Origin of the sequence: Litoreibacter janthinus (assembly GCF_900111945.1) — a bacterium.
Taxonomy (GTDB): domain Bacteria; phylum Pseudomonadota; class Alphaproteobacteria; order Rhodobacterales; family Rhodobacteraceae; genus Litoreibacter; species Litoreibacter janthinus.
On sequence record NZ_FOYO01000001.1, the window covers coordinates 254,888 to 268,132 of the forward strand.

Consider the following 13,245-nt stretch of genomic DNA (forward strand, 5'->3'; position numbering starts at 1 on the left):
CAACCTTAGAGGCAGAGCATGTCCCCTTCCACCTCCAAATCTGCCCTCTGGCGCGGGGTTCGTGCGTGCCTGCCGTTCATCATCGTGATCATCCCCTTTGGGATGCTCTTCGGGGTAGCAGCGACCGAGGCCGGGCTGCCCATCGCCCAAGTTATGGGCTTCACTGCGCTGGTCATTGCAGGGGCGTCCCAATTTACCGCGCTCCAGTTCATGATCGAGAACGCGCCGGTGTTAGTTATCCTTGCATCCGCCTTGGCGGTGAACCTGCGCATGGCAATGTATTCGGCGGCAATCACCCCCTATTTGGGCGATCAGGCTTTATGGAAGCGCGCCTTGCTCAGCTACATTCTGGTAGACCAGACCTACAATCTGGCGATCCTCGACTATGAGCAAAACCCGAACCAGACCGTTGCCCAGCGCACTGCATTCTTCGTGGGCTGCGCTATTCCAATCGTTCCGCTTTGGATCGCTTCGACTTGGGTGGGCGCGGCATTGGGCGGGCAAATTCCACCGGAATACGGCCTTGATTTCGCGCTCCCGATTGCATTCCTTGCAATGGTCGCCCCGGCCTTGCGCACACTTGCCCATGTCGCGGCGGCGGTCACCTCGGTCGTGCTGGCCCTCGTGCTCGGGTTCGTGCCCCTCAACCTTGGCCTGTTGGTTGCAGCGGTGCTTGCCATGATGGTAGGCGCAGAAGTCGAAAGGCGCATGGCATGACCTATTCAGACGCAACGGTCTGGTGGATCATCGCGATCCTCGGCATCGGCACCTTCCTGATCCGCTTCTCGTTTCTTGGCCTGATCGGCTCCCGCCCGATGCCGGCTTGGGTGCTGCGCCATCTGCGGTACACTTCCGTCGCGATCCTGCCCGGGCTTGTCGCCCCGCTGGTGATTTTTCCTGCGGCGACCGGAGGCTCACCGGACCCCGCGCGCCTTGCCGCAGCAGCAGTGACGATCGGGATCGGCTATTGGACCAAGGGCGTGGTCCGCGCGATGGTGTGCGGGGCTGTTACCCTGTTCGCGGTGCAGTATCTGTTAGGTTAGCGTTTCTTTCGGCTGGGCTTCTTTGCATTCTGATGTGATCCGTCGAGATCCAGCCAAAGCTTGCCATTGTGATAGCCACCTTGAATCAAATGTCCGCGCCTTCGCACCTCTGGGAAATCCTTAGCCCAGTCTCGGAAGAAATCATTGGTGACGATCCGCGCATTCAGATCGCGCGCGGCGTTCAACAGGTACGGGTCGGCCTGAACGCCTTTTGCCACCACCAACACTTGATCCTCCCGAAGGTTCAGAACGCGCGCGAATTCGTGGTCGTCCTTGTAGCCGTCAAAGAGAAGGTAGCCTGCATTCGCATCAAACATAACGCCGGGGGTAAAACCCTTCTCCAGTAGCAATCGGACAGCATCCTGAACGGTTTGAAGCTTTGGGCTTTGGTCTTCCCAATACATCACATTCGAGCCGTCGATGAGAATGTAGTCTTTCTTTGCAGGTGGCGCGGCGGGTTTGGCGGCGCGTTTGCGAGGTTTGCTTTTGACCGGTTTTTTCGGCTCAAGCGGGTCTAACGGCTCGAGAGGTTCGGGCGGTTTGCGTGTTAATATCCATGCGACGATGGCCCAGAAGAACAGGGTAACGGCGATCATCAGGTAAAGCATGGGTCGATCTCACACGGGCAGAGCAGTCGTTTTGAACACCGTGCGCAGCGCGAAACTCGACTGCATCTGGGCGACCCCCGGCAAGCGCGCGAGCGAGCGGCGGTGGATCGCGGCGAAGTCTTCGGTATCCTCCGCGACCACTTTCAACAAATAGTCAGCCGTGCCTGCCATCAAGTGGCACTCCAATACGTCTGGAATCTTGGCAACCTCGCGCTCGAACGCGTCCAGTACCTCGTCGGCCTGACCGCTTAATGTGATCTCGACGAAGACCGTCGTGGGTCGCCCGACCTTCCTCGCGTCAACCATCGCCACGTAGTCGCGAATGATGCCGTCCTTCTCAAGCCGTTGCACCCTGCGGTGACAGGCCGAGGCCGACAGGTTTACCTTCTCCGACAGATCCGCATTCGACATCCGGCCGGACTTTTGCAGCACCCTCAGGATTCGAGCATCCGTGTCGTCGTAAGAGCCCATACCGAAGATTCCTCTCGCAAAAATGCCGTTCGACGCATGAAACGTGCTTACAAACCCGCTGGCAAGGGACAAATCGCGAAAACCTGCACACCACGTCACGCTAGGCTGGTGAGTAAGTGCAATGGAGGATGCAAACATGATTATCGGCTGCCCAAAGGAAATTAAACCACAAGAATTCCGTGTCGGCGTGACACCTAACGCCGCGCATGAGGCGGTGGCCCACGGCCACACGGTGCTGATCGAAACAGGCGCAGGGCTTGGGGCCGGATTTGACGACGCTTCCTACACCGACGCAGGCGCGCAGATTGTGGCAGCCGCCGCTGACGTTTTTGCCAAGGCTGACATGATCGTGAAGGTCAAAGAGCCTCAACCCGTCGAGCGCAAGATGCTGCGCGAAGGTCAGTTGCTGTTTACCTACCTCCACCTTGCGCCCGACCCAGAGCAGACCAAAGACCTGATTGCCTCTGGATGCACTGCGATTGCTTACGAAACCGTTACTGACGCAAATGGCGGCTTGCCCCTGCTCGCTCCGATGTCAGAGGTTGCGGGCCGTCTTGCACCACAGGTTGGCGCTTGGACCTTGCAGAAGGCCAATGGCGGGCGCGGCGTTTTGATGGGCGGCGTCCCTGGTGTCGGGCCTGCGAAAGTCATGGTCATCGGTGGCGGCGTTGTCGGCACTCATGCGGCCAAGATTGCGGCTGGCATGGGCGCGGATGTAACTGTTCTGGATCGCTCCTTGCCACGGATGCGCTATTTGGATGACGTGTTTGGCGGCCAGTTCAAAACGCAATATGCCTCTACCGGCAACATCGCGGAACTGGCGATGCAGGCGGATATGGTCATCGGCGCCGTGTTGATCCCCGGTGCAGCGGCCCCCAAACTGATCACCCGTGATCAACTGTCCACGATGAAACCCGGTGCGGCACTCGTTGATGTGGCCATTGACCAAGGCGGTTGCTTCGAGACCTCGAAAGCCACCACCCACGCTGACCCTGTCTACGATGTGGATGGCATCATGCATTACTGCGTCGCCAATATGCCGGGTGCCGTGGCGCGCACGTCAACCATTGCGCTTGGCAACGCCACTATGCCGTTCATGCTAGCGCTGGCCGACAAGGGCTGGAAACAGGCCTGCGAGGACGACCCGCATCTGTTGAACGGGTTGAACGTCCATGCGGGCAAGCTGACTTACTACGCAGTTGGCAAAGCGCTTGGCATCGACGTGCTGTCGCCGCAACTTGCATTAAAGGCCTGAAACGAAAAAAGGCCCGCCGGATCATTGGCGGGCCCTTTCGTTTTTAATCTGGCGAAGCCTATTTCTTGGCGAGGCTGTCGCGGATTTCCAGCAATACGTCCAGCTCCGACGGGCCGGTGTCTACTTCTGGTGCCACTTCTTCCGGCTTTTCTGCAGCAGCTTTGATCTTGTTGACGTAGCGCACCAACATGAACACCACGAAAGCGATGATCAGGAAGTTGACGATCGCCATGATGAACGATCCGATGGCGAAGACTGCCGCACCGGATTCGCGCGCCGCTTCCAAGGATGCGCCTTCTGGAACATCGCCAGACAGCACCCAATACATGTTGGAGAAGTCGATCCCGCCGATGATCAGGCCGATGATCGGGTTGATCAGGTCGCCTACGAGCGAGCTTACGATCGCGGTGAAGGCCGCACCGATGATGATACCAACGGCCATGTCCATGACATTGCCCTTGGCGATAAAGTCTTTGAATTCGTTTAGCATAGCTTCATTCGTCCCTTGTACGTTTTCTGAGCGCCTGCATTTTCTGTGCGCTTCTGTAGAGGTGCATAGCATTTTTCCGCACCAAACCACGGGTTATTTACATGATTGTTCTTGTTAGGTTTAGGGGGAAACAAGAATTCGGCTCCTCACAACGACATCTCCTCAGGACGTCCCCATCAGCCGACGCTGGCCTACAAAACACCCGGACCGGCTGCAATTCTGATCCTTTCCGATCCCGCCGGGGTGAAGGTGACCGTCGCGCTGGAGGAGCTTGGCATCCCTTACGTGGCGCACAAAGTCACGTTGCCAGCGGGGCAGATCATAAAAATCTGGTGGCCTATCTTGATCGGTTTTTGGAACGCCCTATCGTGCAGCTCGAGTTTGTGACGCCGCCGTGCGTCTAATGCTGCGCACGCTTCGTTAGCAAAACCTCAATCGGGGCGGCGTAGAACCTGCCGCGTCTAGACAGCATAGGTCATTTGGGTTCCCCGCAGAATTGGGGGGCCACCTTTGATCACCGGTGAATGGGGTCATCAAGCCCCGATAGGTGCGGGATTAAAGCCCCGTCCAGCGCGACCACAACGGCGGCGCCGCCACCTTGCAACACATAGCACCGAGACACCGCCAACCGCGCCGCCCGCAACAGGGCCGCGCGGCGCTGGCGCTTGCGTTAGTCAGGCAGCTTGCCCGTCAGGACATAACGCAGAATATCAGCGACCTTGGCCGGGTCATCGGTGACGGCAAGAGCGGCTGCGTCCACCTCTTTCAGCGGGTGCTGATGCTCCGCCCCGTGAACAACAATCAACGACTTGCCCAAGGCGGCAGCAAAACCTGCGTCAAATGCCGCGTTCCACTGTTTGTACTTTTCGCCAAAGCGCACCACGACCACATCCGCGTCACTGATGCCTTTGCGGGTCCGGATCGCATTGACCATCGCGCCCTTGTGGTCGTGCCAGTACTTCTGATCCTCGGCACCCAGAATGGCCACACCGCAATCGTCCGATGCATCGTGATTTGTCACAGGTGCGTCAAAGCTAACGTCGAGCCCTTTGGAGCCCTCAATGATCTGCTCGCGCCAGTCGGTGTGAATTTCGCCCGACAGGTAAACCTTCAGCGTCATGTTCCGTTCTCCTTTTCAGCTTTCGCTGCAAGGTGACGTGATCAACGCTGAAGGCAAGTGCTTTTAGGCAACGATCAGAGGCTCGCTGGTGTAGAACGCCATGAATTCCGCCTCGGAGACACCTTCAAAAGTGATGGAGTCGTTGAACCCGATCTCAAGCACAGCGTTGCCGTCCACTTCGGTTACGATATCAAGGCCAAAGGCATCCGCGAAAGCAAGGTTCGCGCTCAGCCAGTCCTGCCCAGCCATGCCGCCGATGATCATGTCATCTACGCCCAACTCGAAGTCGGTTATGGTCAGGTCCGAAGACTTCTTGGAGGTTTGGTAGACAAACTCAAACGTGTCGGCACCTTCGCCGCCCGTGAGCGTGTGATCACCGCCCTTTTTGAGGCGCGCCACAATCAAGTCGTCGCCGGTCCCGCCGTCTGCCGAAGATGTGTGATCACCCGTGTTCACCGTGTCATTGCCTGCGCCGCCGAACAAATCATTGTTGCCTTTGCGCCCGAAGATGAAGTCATCGCCAGAGCCACCGTCGATGATGTCGTTGCCGTGGCCGCCATCGATGTAATCATTGCCGCCAGCGCCGTTCAGGATGTCAGCGCCATTCCCACCGAAAACACTGTCATCGCCGTTGCCCGCATTCACCACGTCATCGCCATCACCCGCCAGGATGTAATCATTTCCCAAGCCGGCGGAGATGATGTCATTATCTGCGCCGCCATCGATCCAGTCGTCCCCGCCGCCGGTCGAAATCGTATCATTGCCGTCGCCACCAAACGCGGCGTCGGCGGCATCCGACAGGGTCACTGTATCATTGCCCGCGCCAGCATCGACTTGGGTTGGAATAAGCTCACTGACCGTCAGGTTGTCATCTCCCCCATTCAACTCGATCACATAAGCGGTGACGGGTGCAGGATAGAGATCGATGAATTGTACCGGGTCGAAGACGTCTCCGGTTTCGGAGCCGATGATTTTCTGGATGGCCATGTTGTTTTTCCTCGTTAACGCACAAACACCGCCGGATTCGGCGGTCTTGCGAAAACGCTAACAAGGAAATGCCACGAGGTCGCCCCATTTCGGCCACATTCTAACGCATCAACATATTGTTTCTAAATAAGAAACGCCCGCCCCAAGAATGGGACGGGCGCTATAGGTCGAATTATTGAGTTCGGGTCAGACGATCAGCGGGTCATCGTATGCCGCTGTAAATTCATCCAGATCGGTGTCTTGGAATGTCAGCGTCAGGCCTTGATCCAGTCGTAGCACAAGATCCGTTCCGTCTTGGGTCAAAGTCGCTGCCGCATCGCCCGCGAGGAGATCAGCCATGAAGTCTTCATCCGATTGGCCCGCGATGATGAAGTCATCAAGCCCGATCTCGAAATCGGTGATTGTGACCAAAGAGCGTTTCTTCGCGCCCATTCCGTAGAATTCAAACGTGTCTGCCTGCGATCCACCTGTCAGCGTGTGCCAGCCGCCCTTGGTGGCGTTTGCCTTGATGTAATCCCGACCAGAGCCGCCATCGACGACCGAGCCGTTCAGTCCGGTGTCGATCGTGTCCCGACCAGCGCCACCAAGCAGAGTATTGTTGCCCTTAACACCGAAGATGAAGTCGTCGCCCGCCCCACCATCGATCACATCGGCACCCTTGCCGCCATACAGCGTGTCATTGCCAAGGTTGCCGGAAATATCATCCGCGCCATCGCCGCCATCGACGAAGTCGTCATGCTTGCCCGCGATGATCGTGTCATCTCCGAAGCCGCCCAAAAGCGTGTCTTCGCCTTTGCCACCATTAAGAATGTCATCTTCAGCGCTGCCAACGACACGGTCATCGCCCTTGCCTGCCCGCACTTCAAATCCGCCTTCTGCCTCAGGGTAGAGAAGCGGAATACTGATGTCGTCGTTTCCAGACGTACCTTCAACTATCGTTACCATTACCTAATCCTTGCTTCGTTCACAGAATCGACGCACGGCCCCCTGGCACATCGGATCACGGCACAGACACCACCAAAACATGGCAGCATCTGAACAATTTTAAGACAATTTTAAGATGTATCCTGATTTCCCCACCCAATCAGGTGGGGAAACCAGCATTATCCACGCAATACGCCGCCAGTCGCGTTCGAGACCTTCTCGACGATCTTCGCGCTGACCGCCTCGATATCCTCGTCCTTCAGGGTCTTGTCCGAAGGTTGCAGGCGAACCGTGATAGCCAAGGATTTCTTGCCCTCACCCAACGAACCGCCGATGAATTCGTCAAACACACGCACATCGTCGATCAGCACCTTATCGGCACCTGCTGCGGCATTCACCAACGTCAGCGCCTCTACCTGAGCGTCCACCACGAAGGCAAAATCGCGCTCGACAGCCTGCAAATCCTGCAGGGTCAAAGCGGCGCGTGTCGCAGTTTTGGATTTCGGGAACGGAATCTCGGCAGGCCACAAGGTGAATGCCATCGCAGGCCCTTTGATGTCATAGGCCGCCAGCACTTTCGGGTGCACTTCACCGAAGATGCCCAGCACCTTTTTCGGGCCAAGGCAGATCTTGCCGTGACGCCCCGGATGCCACCAATCAGGCGCGCCGCGCATGATCTGGACCTTCGCAGGTGCACCCAATGCAGATAGCGCTGCCTCGGCGTCTGCCTTTACATCATAGACGTCGACCGCACGGCGAGAGCCATGCACATCCTTGGGACCGGTATGCCCGATGAGAAGGCCAGAGGCCAAAAGATGCTGCTCGGACGGCTCTCCGCCATGGAAGGCAGAGCCGACTTCAAACAGCGCCATGTCATTGAAGCCACGCGCCTGATTACGGGCCGCCGCTTGCAAGAGGCCGGGCAAAAGCGCGGGGCGAAGGTGGGACATTTCGGAGCTGATCGGGTTTTCCAGCTTGGTCGCCGCCTCGCCACCACCGAACATCTCGGCGGATTTCGCGTCGATGAACGAATAGTGGACACATTCATTATACCCAAGCGCCGCGATGGTGCGTCGCGCGATCTGTTCGCGTTTTTGCATCGGCGTCAGGATCGGCTTCGGCACACCGGACTCCACGCGCGGCAGCGGGCGGCCTTCCAGCTTGGTCAACGACGCGATGCGGGCAACCTCTTCTACCAGATCAGCCTCGCCCAGAACGTCCGGCCGCCAAGACGGCACTTGCGCCATGTCGCCATCCATAACAAAGCCCAGAGCCTCCAGCGAAGCGCGTTGGGTTTCCGCGGGAATTTCCATGCCAACCAAAGACTGCACACGGTCGGTGTCCAGCTTGTAGGCCCGCGAATGGTCGGGCATCGCACCGGCCATTACCACTTCAGACGCCTCTCCGCCGCACAGATCGATAATCATGCGGGTGGCGTGCTCAATGCCTTCAGGCGTCCATTCGGGGTCAATGCCCCGCTCAAACCGGTACCGCGCATCAGAGTTGATCTTTAGCTTGCGGCCCGTATGAGCAGTACGGATCGTGTCAAAAAACGCGGCCTCAAGGAAGACGTCTGTCGTCTCCTCGGTGCAGCTGCTGTCCAAGCCGCCCATAATGCCGCCAAGGCTTTCGATACCAGCGTCATCCGAGATAACGGTCATGCCTGCTTCCAAGGTGTAGGTCTTGTCATCCAGCGCCGCGAAGGTCTCGCCCCCCTCTGACAAATGAACCCGCAAATTGCCCTTCACCTTGTTTGCGTCGAACACGTGCAGCGGGCGGTTGCGGTCATAGGTGAAGAAGTTGGTGATATCGACCAAAGTGGAGATCGGACGCAGGCCAATCGCCTTCAGCGCATCTTGCAGCCACGCAGGCGACGGGCCGTTCTTCACGCCTTTGATGACGCGGCCATAGAAAACGGGGCAGGCGTCGGTGTCATCGATGCTGACATTGATCGGGCACGCGAAGGTGCCTTTCACAGGCTCCACGTCCCGCGCCTTTAGGGTGCCAAGGCCACGGGCGGCCAAATCGCGGGCGATGCCGCGCACACCCAATGCATCTGGGCGGTTCGGTGTAATCGCAATCTCGATAACCGTGTCGACCTTGGACGGATCATGTTCTGCCAGCCAGTCGGTGAACTTCTGGCCAACCTCGCCAGAAGGCAACTCGATGATCCCGTCATGCTCTTCGGACAGCTCCATCTCCCGTTCGGAACACATCATGCCGTAGCTTTCGATGCCGCGAATTTTGCCGACGCCAATCGTGGTGTCGATGCCGGGCACGTAAACGCCCGGCTTGGCGACCACGACGGTGATCCCCTGCCGCGCGTTCGGCGCGCCACAGATAATCTGCATTTCGCCTTCATCAGTTTGGACCTGACAGACCCGCAGCTTGTCAGCGTCGGGGTGCTTCTCGGCAGAGTTCACGTAGCCAATGGTGAAGGCTGACAAACGTTCGGCGGGGTTTTCGACCCCTTCAACCTCAAGGCCAATATCGGTCAAAGCGTAAAGAATGTCATCAAGGCTGGCCTCGGTTTCGAGGTGATCCTTGAGCCAAGAGAGGGTGAATTTCATGCCACGCGCCTTCGTCTATATATACAAGTCACGGCCAAACGGCCCTGTTGGCCCGTGCTACCCCATCAATAAGGCAAGTGAAAGTGCCGCCGCACTGTTCGCAGAACGCGCAGGCGTTGAGGATTAAGGCGACAGGCCATATTCTCGCCACATTTTGGGGCCAACTTGGCCACAAGTGGGGCATACAACAGTGATTCTAAAGTTCTAAGGTAGCAAGCTTATGCACTTTTTGTTCGACGTCATGTCCGCGGTTTTCAAACCGTCCTTGATCGCCCTCTCCATCGCGTTTGGGGTGGCAATCATTTCGTTCAATGACTCGCCATACTCGGTCGATAAAGACTCGATTGACCTAACCGATCTTGGCTGCCCAAGCGTTCTGAGTGTGATCTGCGGCCCTGGTGGAATTCTCAACTAAGTCGCAGCCCTCTGGTTCAGTCCCCCTGTCCCGGCGTAGCGTTTTCCAAGGGCGTTGCCGATGAACACCACTGATCCGGCCATCCCTCCAATTTGCATGCTGCACATCGGCAAAACCGGTGGCAGCTTTTTGCGTTCTGTCTTGAAACATAACGAAAACCGCTGGACCCAGCCGCTTCACCTGCTGGGGCACGGCGCCACTTTGGGCGGCACGGCCAAGCGTTTCGGCGCTGACCGGAAGCTCGCATTTGTTGTGCGTGACCCACTGGCTCGCTTCTCGTCTGCCTTTTACTCGCGCCAGCGTCAGGGCCGCCCGACCTACCAATCGCAATGGAGCGCCGAGGAAGCCGCCGCCTTCCTGTGGTTCGAGACGGCGGAGGAGCTTGCATTGGCGCTGGCTTCCCCAAAAGCCCGCGAACGCTCTGCCGCACTTTTCGCGTTTGGCGCCATCCAGCACCTCAAATCAGACCTGCGCCATTATCTTGGCGGGGTGGAGTCTCTGCTGCGAGAGAGGGACAACATCGCAGTTTGCGTCGATCTTCCTGATCTGGACGCTCACTTGGGCGACATTCTGGCCTGTTTGGGGCTGCCAGAGTTCGAAATGCCGCCCAAACCCAATACCCACGCCGCCCCCGAACCGCTGCCGAAACTCAGTGCGCAGGCAGAAGCCGCCCTTCGCACCCATTGGGCCGAAGAGTTCGAGCTTTACGACGTCGCCTGTGACATCGCCCGTAAGTTGGGATTTAGCGGCTAAGACCGCCCGCCAAATTCGGCTGGTCCAGCGAGGCAAAGCCGTAATGGCGCAGCCAGCGCAGATCGCTGTCGAAGAAGGCGCGCAGATCGGGGATGCCGTATTTCAGCATAGCGATCCGGTCGATCCCCATGCCAAACGCAAAGCCCTGATATTTGGTCGGATCGATCCCGCCAGCTTCCAGCACCTTCGGGTGAACCATGCCAGAGCCGAGGATTTCGAGCCAGTCGTCGCCCTCGCCCACTTTCAACTGACCGCCTTCCCAAGAACAACGAATGTCGACTTCGGCGGACGGTTCGGTGAACGGGAAGTGCGAGGCACGGAAGCGCAACTCAACGTCATCCACCTCGAAGAAGGATTTCACGAACTCTTCCAACACCCATTTCAGGTTCGCCATGGAGATGTCCGTGTCGATGGCCAGTCCTTCAACCTGATGGAACATCGGGGTGTGGGTCTGGTCATAATCGGCGCGATACACGCGGCCCGGGCAGATGATGCGGATCGGGGCGCCCTGTGCTTGCATGGAGCGGATTTGCACGGGTGATGTGTGGGTGCGCAGCACATGCGGCGGGCGATTGTCGCCTTCTGCGCGGTGCATGTAGAATGTGTCCATCTCGCCGCGCGCAGGGTGATGGCTTGGAATGTTCAGCGCGTCGAAGTTGTGCCAGTCATCCTCAACCTGCGGCCCTTCAGCGACAGCGAAGCCCAGATCGGCGAAGATCGCGGAGACTTCTTCCGTGACTTGGCTAATCGGGTGGATCGTCCCTGCAGGGCGACCACGACCCGGCAAAGTTACGTCTAGCCATTCGGTGCGCAAGCGGGCGTCCAAGGCGGCATCCGCCAGCCCGGCCTTCTTGGCAACCAAGGCGGAGTTTACCTCGTCCTTCAAAGCATTCAACGCGGGGCCGGCCACTTGGCGCTCTTCCGGCGTCATCTTTCCCAATTCGCGCATACGCAAGCTGATCTCGCCCTTTTTGCCAAGCGCAGAGACCCGCAGGTCTTCAAGCGTCGCTTCGTCTGCGGCGTCGGCAATTTGGCTTAGGTATTTGGCTTTAAGATCGTCCATGACGGCCCCCGATTTGGTGTTACCGCTCTGCTATCCGCCACATGGAACGATTGCAAGCCAAGGGCAGGGACTCGGGTGCACGTTGCCATAAGGACTCAGGTGTGAATAATGTTCGATTTTCACCATACCCAGTCCCGAATGGGGTTCAAAACACCAAATACAGTGTGTATGACCTTACGTAAATGCTGTTGAGAAACACAGCAATTGCTGGGGGAAGCAATGCAGGCCACACTTTATTCTCACCGTCTCAAGACGGTGCTGCAGCATACCGTAATCGAGTTGGGTGTTACCCTGTCGATCGACGATGAGACTGCGAAAGTGTCTTTGGCCGAACACGAGGCCACCATTCTGGAGGCGGCTTCGCTTTTGAGGATCAAGGTCGATTTCCAGAAATCGGCTAATGCGACGACGGTGACATTTTATCGGTAGTAGAGTTCACAGGTGGGTTAAATGGGTTTCTTTGGAGCGAGTAATGCAGCGAAATATCGAGCTGAAGGGCTAAGCCTGATGCAGGCAAGTCGCATCGATAGCAGCCTTGCCAAGAACGACTTCAAGCGAACGCTGATACTGGCGGGGCTGGCATTCTTGCTGGTCGGAACTGTTTCCTTCATCGCGGTTCAGACCGCCAGCCGCACAAGCGAAGTGGCGGCCGTTGCGTCTCCACCTGCGCCTGCTGCCCCGATAGAACTCGCCGCGCTTGTGACGCGGCCGCAGCCAGTCTCGTTCGTGCCAAAAGACGCCTCGCAGGTTACACCACCCGAGCCGGCACGGCTCATCCCCGCATCAGCCGTTGCACCGCAGCGCGATATGCCAGTCGCTGGTTTCACCAACGTCATGCCCGAGCCACCGACGCCTGATGTCGCCGCTGTAGCGGAAGCGCCAAGAGCCCTGTCTTGCGTGGCCGAGCTTGCGCGGCTGGCGGAGCGTTCAACCATCTATTTCAATATAGGAAGCGCTCAAATCAGCGGCACCGACCTTGTCCGGCTGTCGACCATCGCGCGCGCGGCAAACGATTGCCCTGATGCTCAAATTCAGGTCACCGGACATTCAGACACCACGGGGAGCGACATGATCAACTTCGATCTCAGCTGGAAGCGCGCGGACAACACTGTGCTGGCCATTGCAGCACAAGGCCTGGATACGTCCCACTTCGAGCCCGTAGGGTTCGGCGCCCGAAGCCCGGTGTCCGAAGGCAGCACGTCGGACGAAGACGTGAACCGGCGCGTAGAGTTCGTAGTTCTGCGCCGCGATCCGAACCTGTAGAATAGGAGGTCCGACGATGTTCAATTTTACCGTTCTTTTGCTCGCCATGCTCGCCAGCGGTGCAATCGGCTTTTATCTGGCCCGTGAGCGTTATCTGGGTCAAAGCGACCGTCAACTGCACGTTCTTGGATCCGAGATTCGTCGGATGCGCCGCCGCGCCCATGATGCGGAGGCGCAGACCGCCCGCATGAAGGTGGAGCGGGACAGGATGCACCGCGCCCGTACCCGGCGTTAAGGGACCCCATCAGAATGCGAAAGGCCCGGCATCTTGCCGGGCCTTTTC

General features: G+C 58.1%; 16 protein-coding genes. 8 read left to right on the forward strand and 8 right to left on the reverse strand.

Features of this window, described 5'->3' with window-relative positions:
- Positions 1-18 precede the first annotated feature (18 nt).
- Positions 19-717 (forward strand): AzlC family ABC transporter permease, encoded by a 699-nt coding sequence (locus tag BM352_RS01300; RefSeq protein ID WP_090211492.1) that lies wholly within the window; start codon positions 19-21, stop codon positions 715-717.
- On the forward strand, positions 714-1,043 hold the full coding sequence (locus BM352_RS01305) for an AzlD domain-containing protein (RefSeq protein WP_090211493.1): 330 nt from the start codon (positions 714-716) through the stop codon (positions 1,041-1,043). The genes BM352_RS01300 and BM352_RS01305 overlap by 4 nt, the downstream gene beginning before the upstream one ends.
- On the opposite strand, the gene BM352_RS01310 is transcribed toward BM352_RS01305, so the two are convergent.
- Together BM352_RS01310 and BM352_RS01315 are read right to left on the reverse strand one after the other, a co-directional pair.
- Entirely contained in the window at positions 1,040-1,651 is a 612-nt protein-coding gene (locus tag BM352_RS01310; RefSeq protein ID WP_090211497.1) for an NYN domain-containing protein, read from the reverse strand. The genes BM352_RS01305 and BM352_RS01310 overlap by 4 nt on opposite strands.
- Positions 1,652-1,660: 9 nt before the next feature.
- Positions 1,661-2,122 carry an Lrp/AsnC family transcriptional regulator gene (locus tag BM352_RS01315; protein ID WP_090211500.1) on the reverse strand — a complete coding sequence of 154 codons (462 nt, stop codon included), beginning with the start codon at positions 2,120-2,122 and terminating at the stop codon, positions 1,661-1,663.
- Positions 2,123-2,258: 136 nt separating this feature from the next.
- On the opposite strand from BM352_RS01315, the gene ald reads away from it, so the two are divergent.
- Positions 2,259-3,377 carry an alanine dehydrogenase gene (ald, locus tag BM352_RS01320; RefSeq protein WP_090211503.1) on the forward strand — a complete coding sequence of 373 codons (1,119 nt, stop codon included), beginning with the start codon at positions 2,259-2,261 and terminating at the stop codon, positions 3,375-3,377.
- Positions 3,378-3,435: 58 nt separating this feature from the next.
- Here the strand turns inward: ald and mscL are convergent, their stop codons facing one another.
- The 5 genes from mscL to pheT all read right to left on the reverse strand — a co-directional run bounded on the left by mscL (position 3,436) and on the right by pheT (position 9,468).
- Positions 3,436-3,867 (reverse strand): large conductance mechanosensitive channel protein MscL, encoded by a 432-nt coding sequence (mscL, locus tag BM352_RS01325; RefSeq protein ID WP_090211505.1) that lies wholly within the window; start codon positions 3,865-3,867, stop codon positions 3,436-3,438.
- A gap of 670 nt (positions 3,868-4,537) precedes the next feature.
- The gene (locus BM352_RS01330) at positions 4,538-4,987 is read right to left on the reverse strand and encodes a YtoQ family protein (RefSeq protein WP_090211507.1); all 450 of its coding nucleotides are present in this window, start codon (positions 4,985-4,987) and stop codon (positions 4,538-4,540) included.
- A 63-nt stretch (positions 4,988-5,050) separates the two neighbouring features.
- Positions 5,051-5,974 carry a calcium-binding protein gene (locus BM352_RS01335; protein ID WP_090211509.1) on the reverse strand — a complete coding sequence of 308 codons (924 nt, stop codon included), beginning with the start codon at positions 5,972-5,974 and terminating at the stop codon, positions 5,051-5,053.
- Positions 5,975-6,160: 186 nt separating this feature from the next.
- Positions 6,161-6,919, reverse strand: coding sequence for a calcium-binding protein (locus tag BM352_RS01340; RefSeq protein ID WP_090211511.1), 759 nt, complete (start codon positions 6,917-6,919; stop codon positions 6,161-6,163).
- A gap of 158 nt (positions 6,920-7,077) precedes the next feature.
- Positions 7,078-9,468: a phenylalanine--tRNA ligase subunit beta gene (pheT, locus tag BM352_RS01345; RefSeq protein WP_090211514.1), complete on the reverse strand. Its 2,391-nt coding sequence runs from the start codon at positions 9,466-9,468 to the stop codon at positions 7,078-7,080.
- A 220-nt stretch (positions 9,469-9,688) separates the two neighbouring features.
- Between pheT and BM352_RS01350 the strand changes: the two genes are divergently transcribed.
- Both BM352_RS01350 and BM352_RS01355 read left to right on the forward strand, forming a co-directional pair.
- Complete coding sequence (locus tag BM352_RS01350; protein ID WP_090211517.1) at positions 9,689-9,883, forward strand: hypothetical protein; 195 nt, start codon at positions 9,689-9,691, stop codon at positions 9,881-9,883.
- Positions 9,884-9,943: 60 nt separating this feature from the next.
- A complete protein-coding gene (locus tag BM352_RS01355; RefSeq protein WP_090211519.1) occupies positions 9,944-10,636 on the forward strand; it encodes a hypothetical protein in 693 nt (230 codons plus the stop codon).
- Here BM352_RS01355 and pheS read toward each other — a convergent pair.
- Positions 10,626-11,699 carry a phenylalanine--tRNA ligase subunit alpha gene (gene pheS, locus BM352_RS01360; RefSeq protein ID WP_090211522.1) on the reverse strand — a complete coding sequence of 358 codons (1,074 nt, stop codon included), beginning with the start codon at positions 11,697-11,699 and terminating at the stop codon, positions 10,626-10,628. The two genes, BM352_RS01355 and pheS, sit on opposite strands and share 11 nt — an antisense overlap.
- A 219-nt stretch (positions 11,700-11,918) precedes the next feature.
- On the opposite strand from pheS, the gene BM352_RS01365 reads away from it, so the two are divergent.
- From BM352_RS01365 to BM352_RS01375, 3 genes are read left to right on the forward strand one after another with little or no spacing between them, the layout of a single operon-like run.
- Complete coding sequence (locus BM352_RS01365; RefSeq protein ID WP_090211525.1) at positions 11,919-12,128, forward strand: hypothetical protein; 210 nt, start codon at positions 11,919-11,921, stop codon at positions 12,126-12,128.
- A 21-nt stretch (positions 12,129-12,149) separates the two neighbouring features.
- Positions 12,150-12,962: an OmpA family protein gene (locus BM352_RS01370; RefSeq protein ID WP_090211528.1), complete on the forward strand. Its 813-nt coding sequence runs from the start codon at positions 12,150-12,152 to the stop codon at positions 12,960-12,962.
- A gap of 16 nt (positions 12,963-12,978) precedes the next feature.
- Positions 12,979-13,197: a hypothetical protein gene (locus BM352_RS01375; protein ID WP_090211530.1), complete on the forward strand. Its 219-nt coding sequence runs from the start codon at positions 12,979-12,981 to the stop codon at positions 13,195-13,197.
- The last annotated feature ends 48 nt before the right edge of the window (positions 13,198-13,245 follow it).

Bases quoted from the DNA above. Each gene is read 5' to 3' on its own strand.
- BM352_RS01300 (WP_090211492.1), top strand. From the start codon at position 19: ATGTCCCCTTCCACCTCCAAATCTGCCCTCTGGCGCGGGGTTCGTGCG.
- BM352_RS01305 (WP_090211493.1), top strand. From the start codon at position 714: ATGACCTATTCAGACGCAACGGTCTGGTGGATCATCGCGATCCTCGGC.
- BM352_RS01310 (WP_090211497.1), bottom strand. From the start codon at position 1,651: ATGCTTTACCTGATGATCGCCGTTACCCTGTTCTTCTGGGCCATCGTC.
- BM352_RS01315 (WP_090211500.1), bottom strand. From the start codon at position 2,122: ATGGGCTCTTACGACGACACGGATGCTCGAATCCTGAGGGTGCTGCAA.
- ald (WP_090211503.1), top strand. From the start codon at position 2,259: ATGATTATCGGCTGCCCAAAGGAAATTAAACCACAAGAATTCCGTGTC.
- mscL (WP_090211505.1), bottom strand. From the start codon at position 3,867: ATGCTAAACGAATTCAAAGACTTTATCGCCAAGGGCAATGTCATGGAC.
- BM352_RS01330 (WP_090211507.1), bottom strand. From the start codon at position 4,987: ATGACGCTGAAGGTTTACCTGTCGGGCGAAATTCACACCGACTGGCGC.
- BM352_RS01335 (WP_090211509.1), bottom strand. From the start codon at position 5,974: ATGGCCATCCAGAAAATCATCGGCTCCGAAACCGGAGACGTCTTCGAC.
- BM352_RS01340 (WP_090211511.1), bottom strand. From the start codon at position 6,919: ATGGTAACGATAGTTGAAGGTACGTCTGGAAACGACGACATCAGTATT.
- pheT (WP_090211514.1), bottom strand. From the start codon at position 9,468: ATGAAATTCACCCTCTCTTGGCTCAAGGATCACCTCGAAACCGAGGCC.
- BM352_RS01350 (WP_090211517.1), top strand. From the start codon at position 9,689: ATGCACTTTTTGTTCGACGTCATGTCCGCGGTTTTCAAACCGTCCTTG.
- BM352_RS01355 (WP_090211519.1), top strand. From the start codon at position 9,944: ATGAACACCACTGATCCGGCCATCCCTCCAATTTGCATGCTGCACATC.
- pheS (WP_090211522.1), bottom strand. From the start codon at position 11,699: ATGGACGATCTTAAAGCCAAATACCTAAGCCAAATTGCCGACGCCGCA.
- BM352_RS01365 (WP_090211525.1), top strand. From the start codon at position 11,919: ATGCAGGCCACACTTTATTCTCACCGTCTCAAGACGGTGCTGCAGCAT.
- BM352_RS01370 (WP_090211528.1), top strand. From the start codon at position 12,150: ATGGGTTTCTTTGGAGCGAGTAATGCAGCGAAATATCGAGCTGAAGGG.
- BM352_RS01375 (WP_090211530.1), top strand. From the start codon at position 12,979: ATGTTCAATTTTACCGTTCTTTTGCTCGCCATGCTCGCCAGCGGTGCA.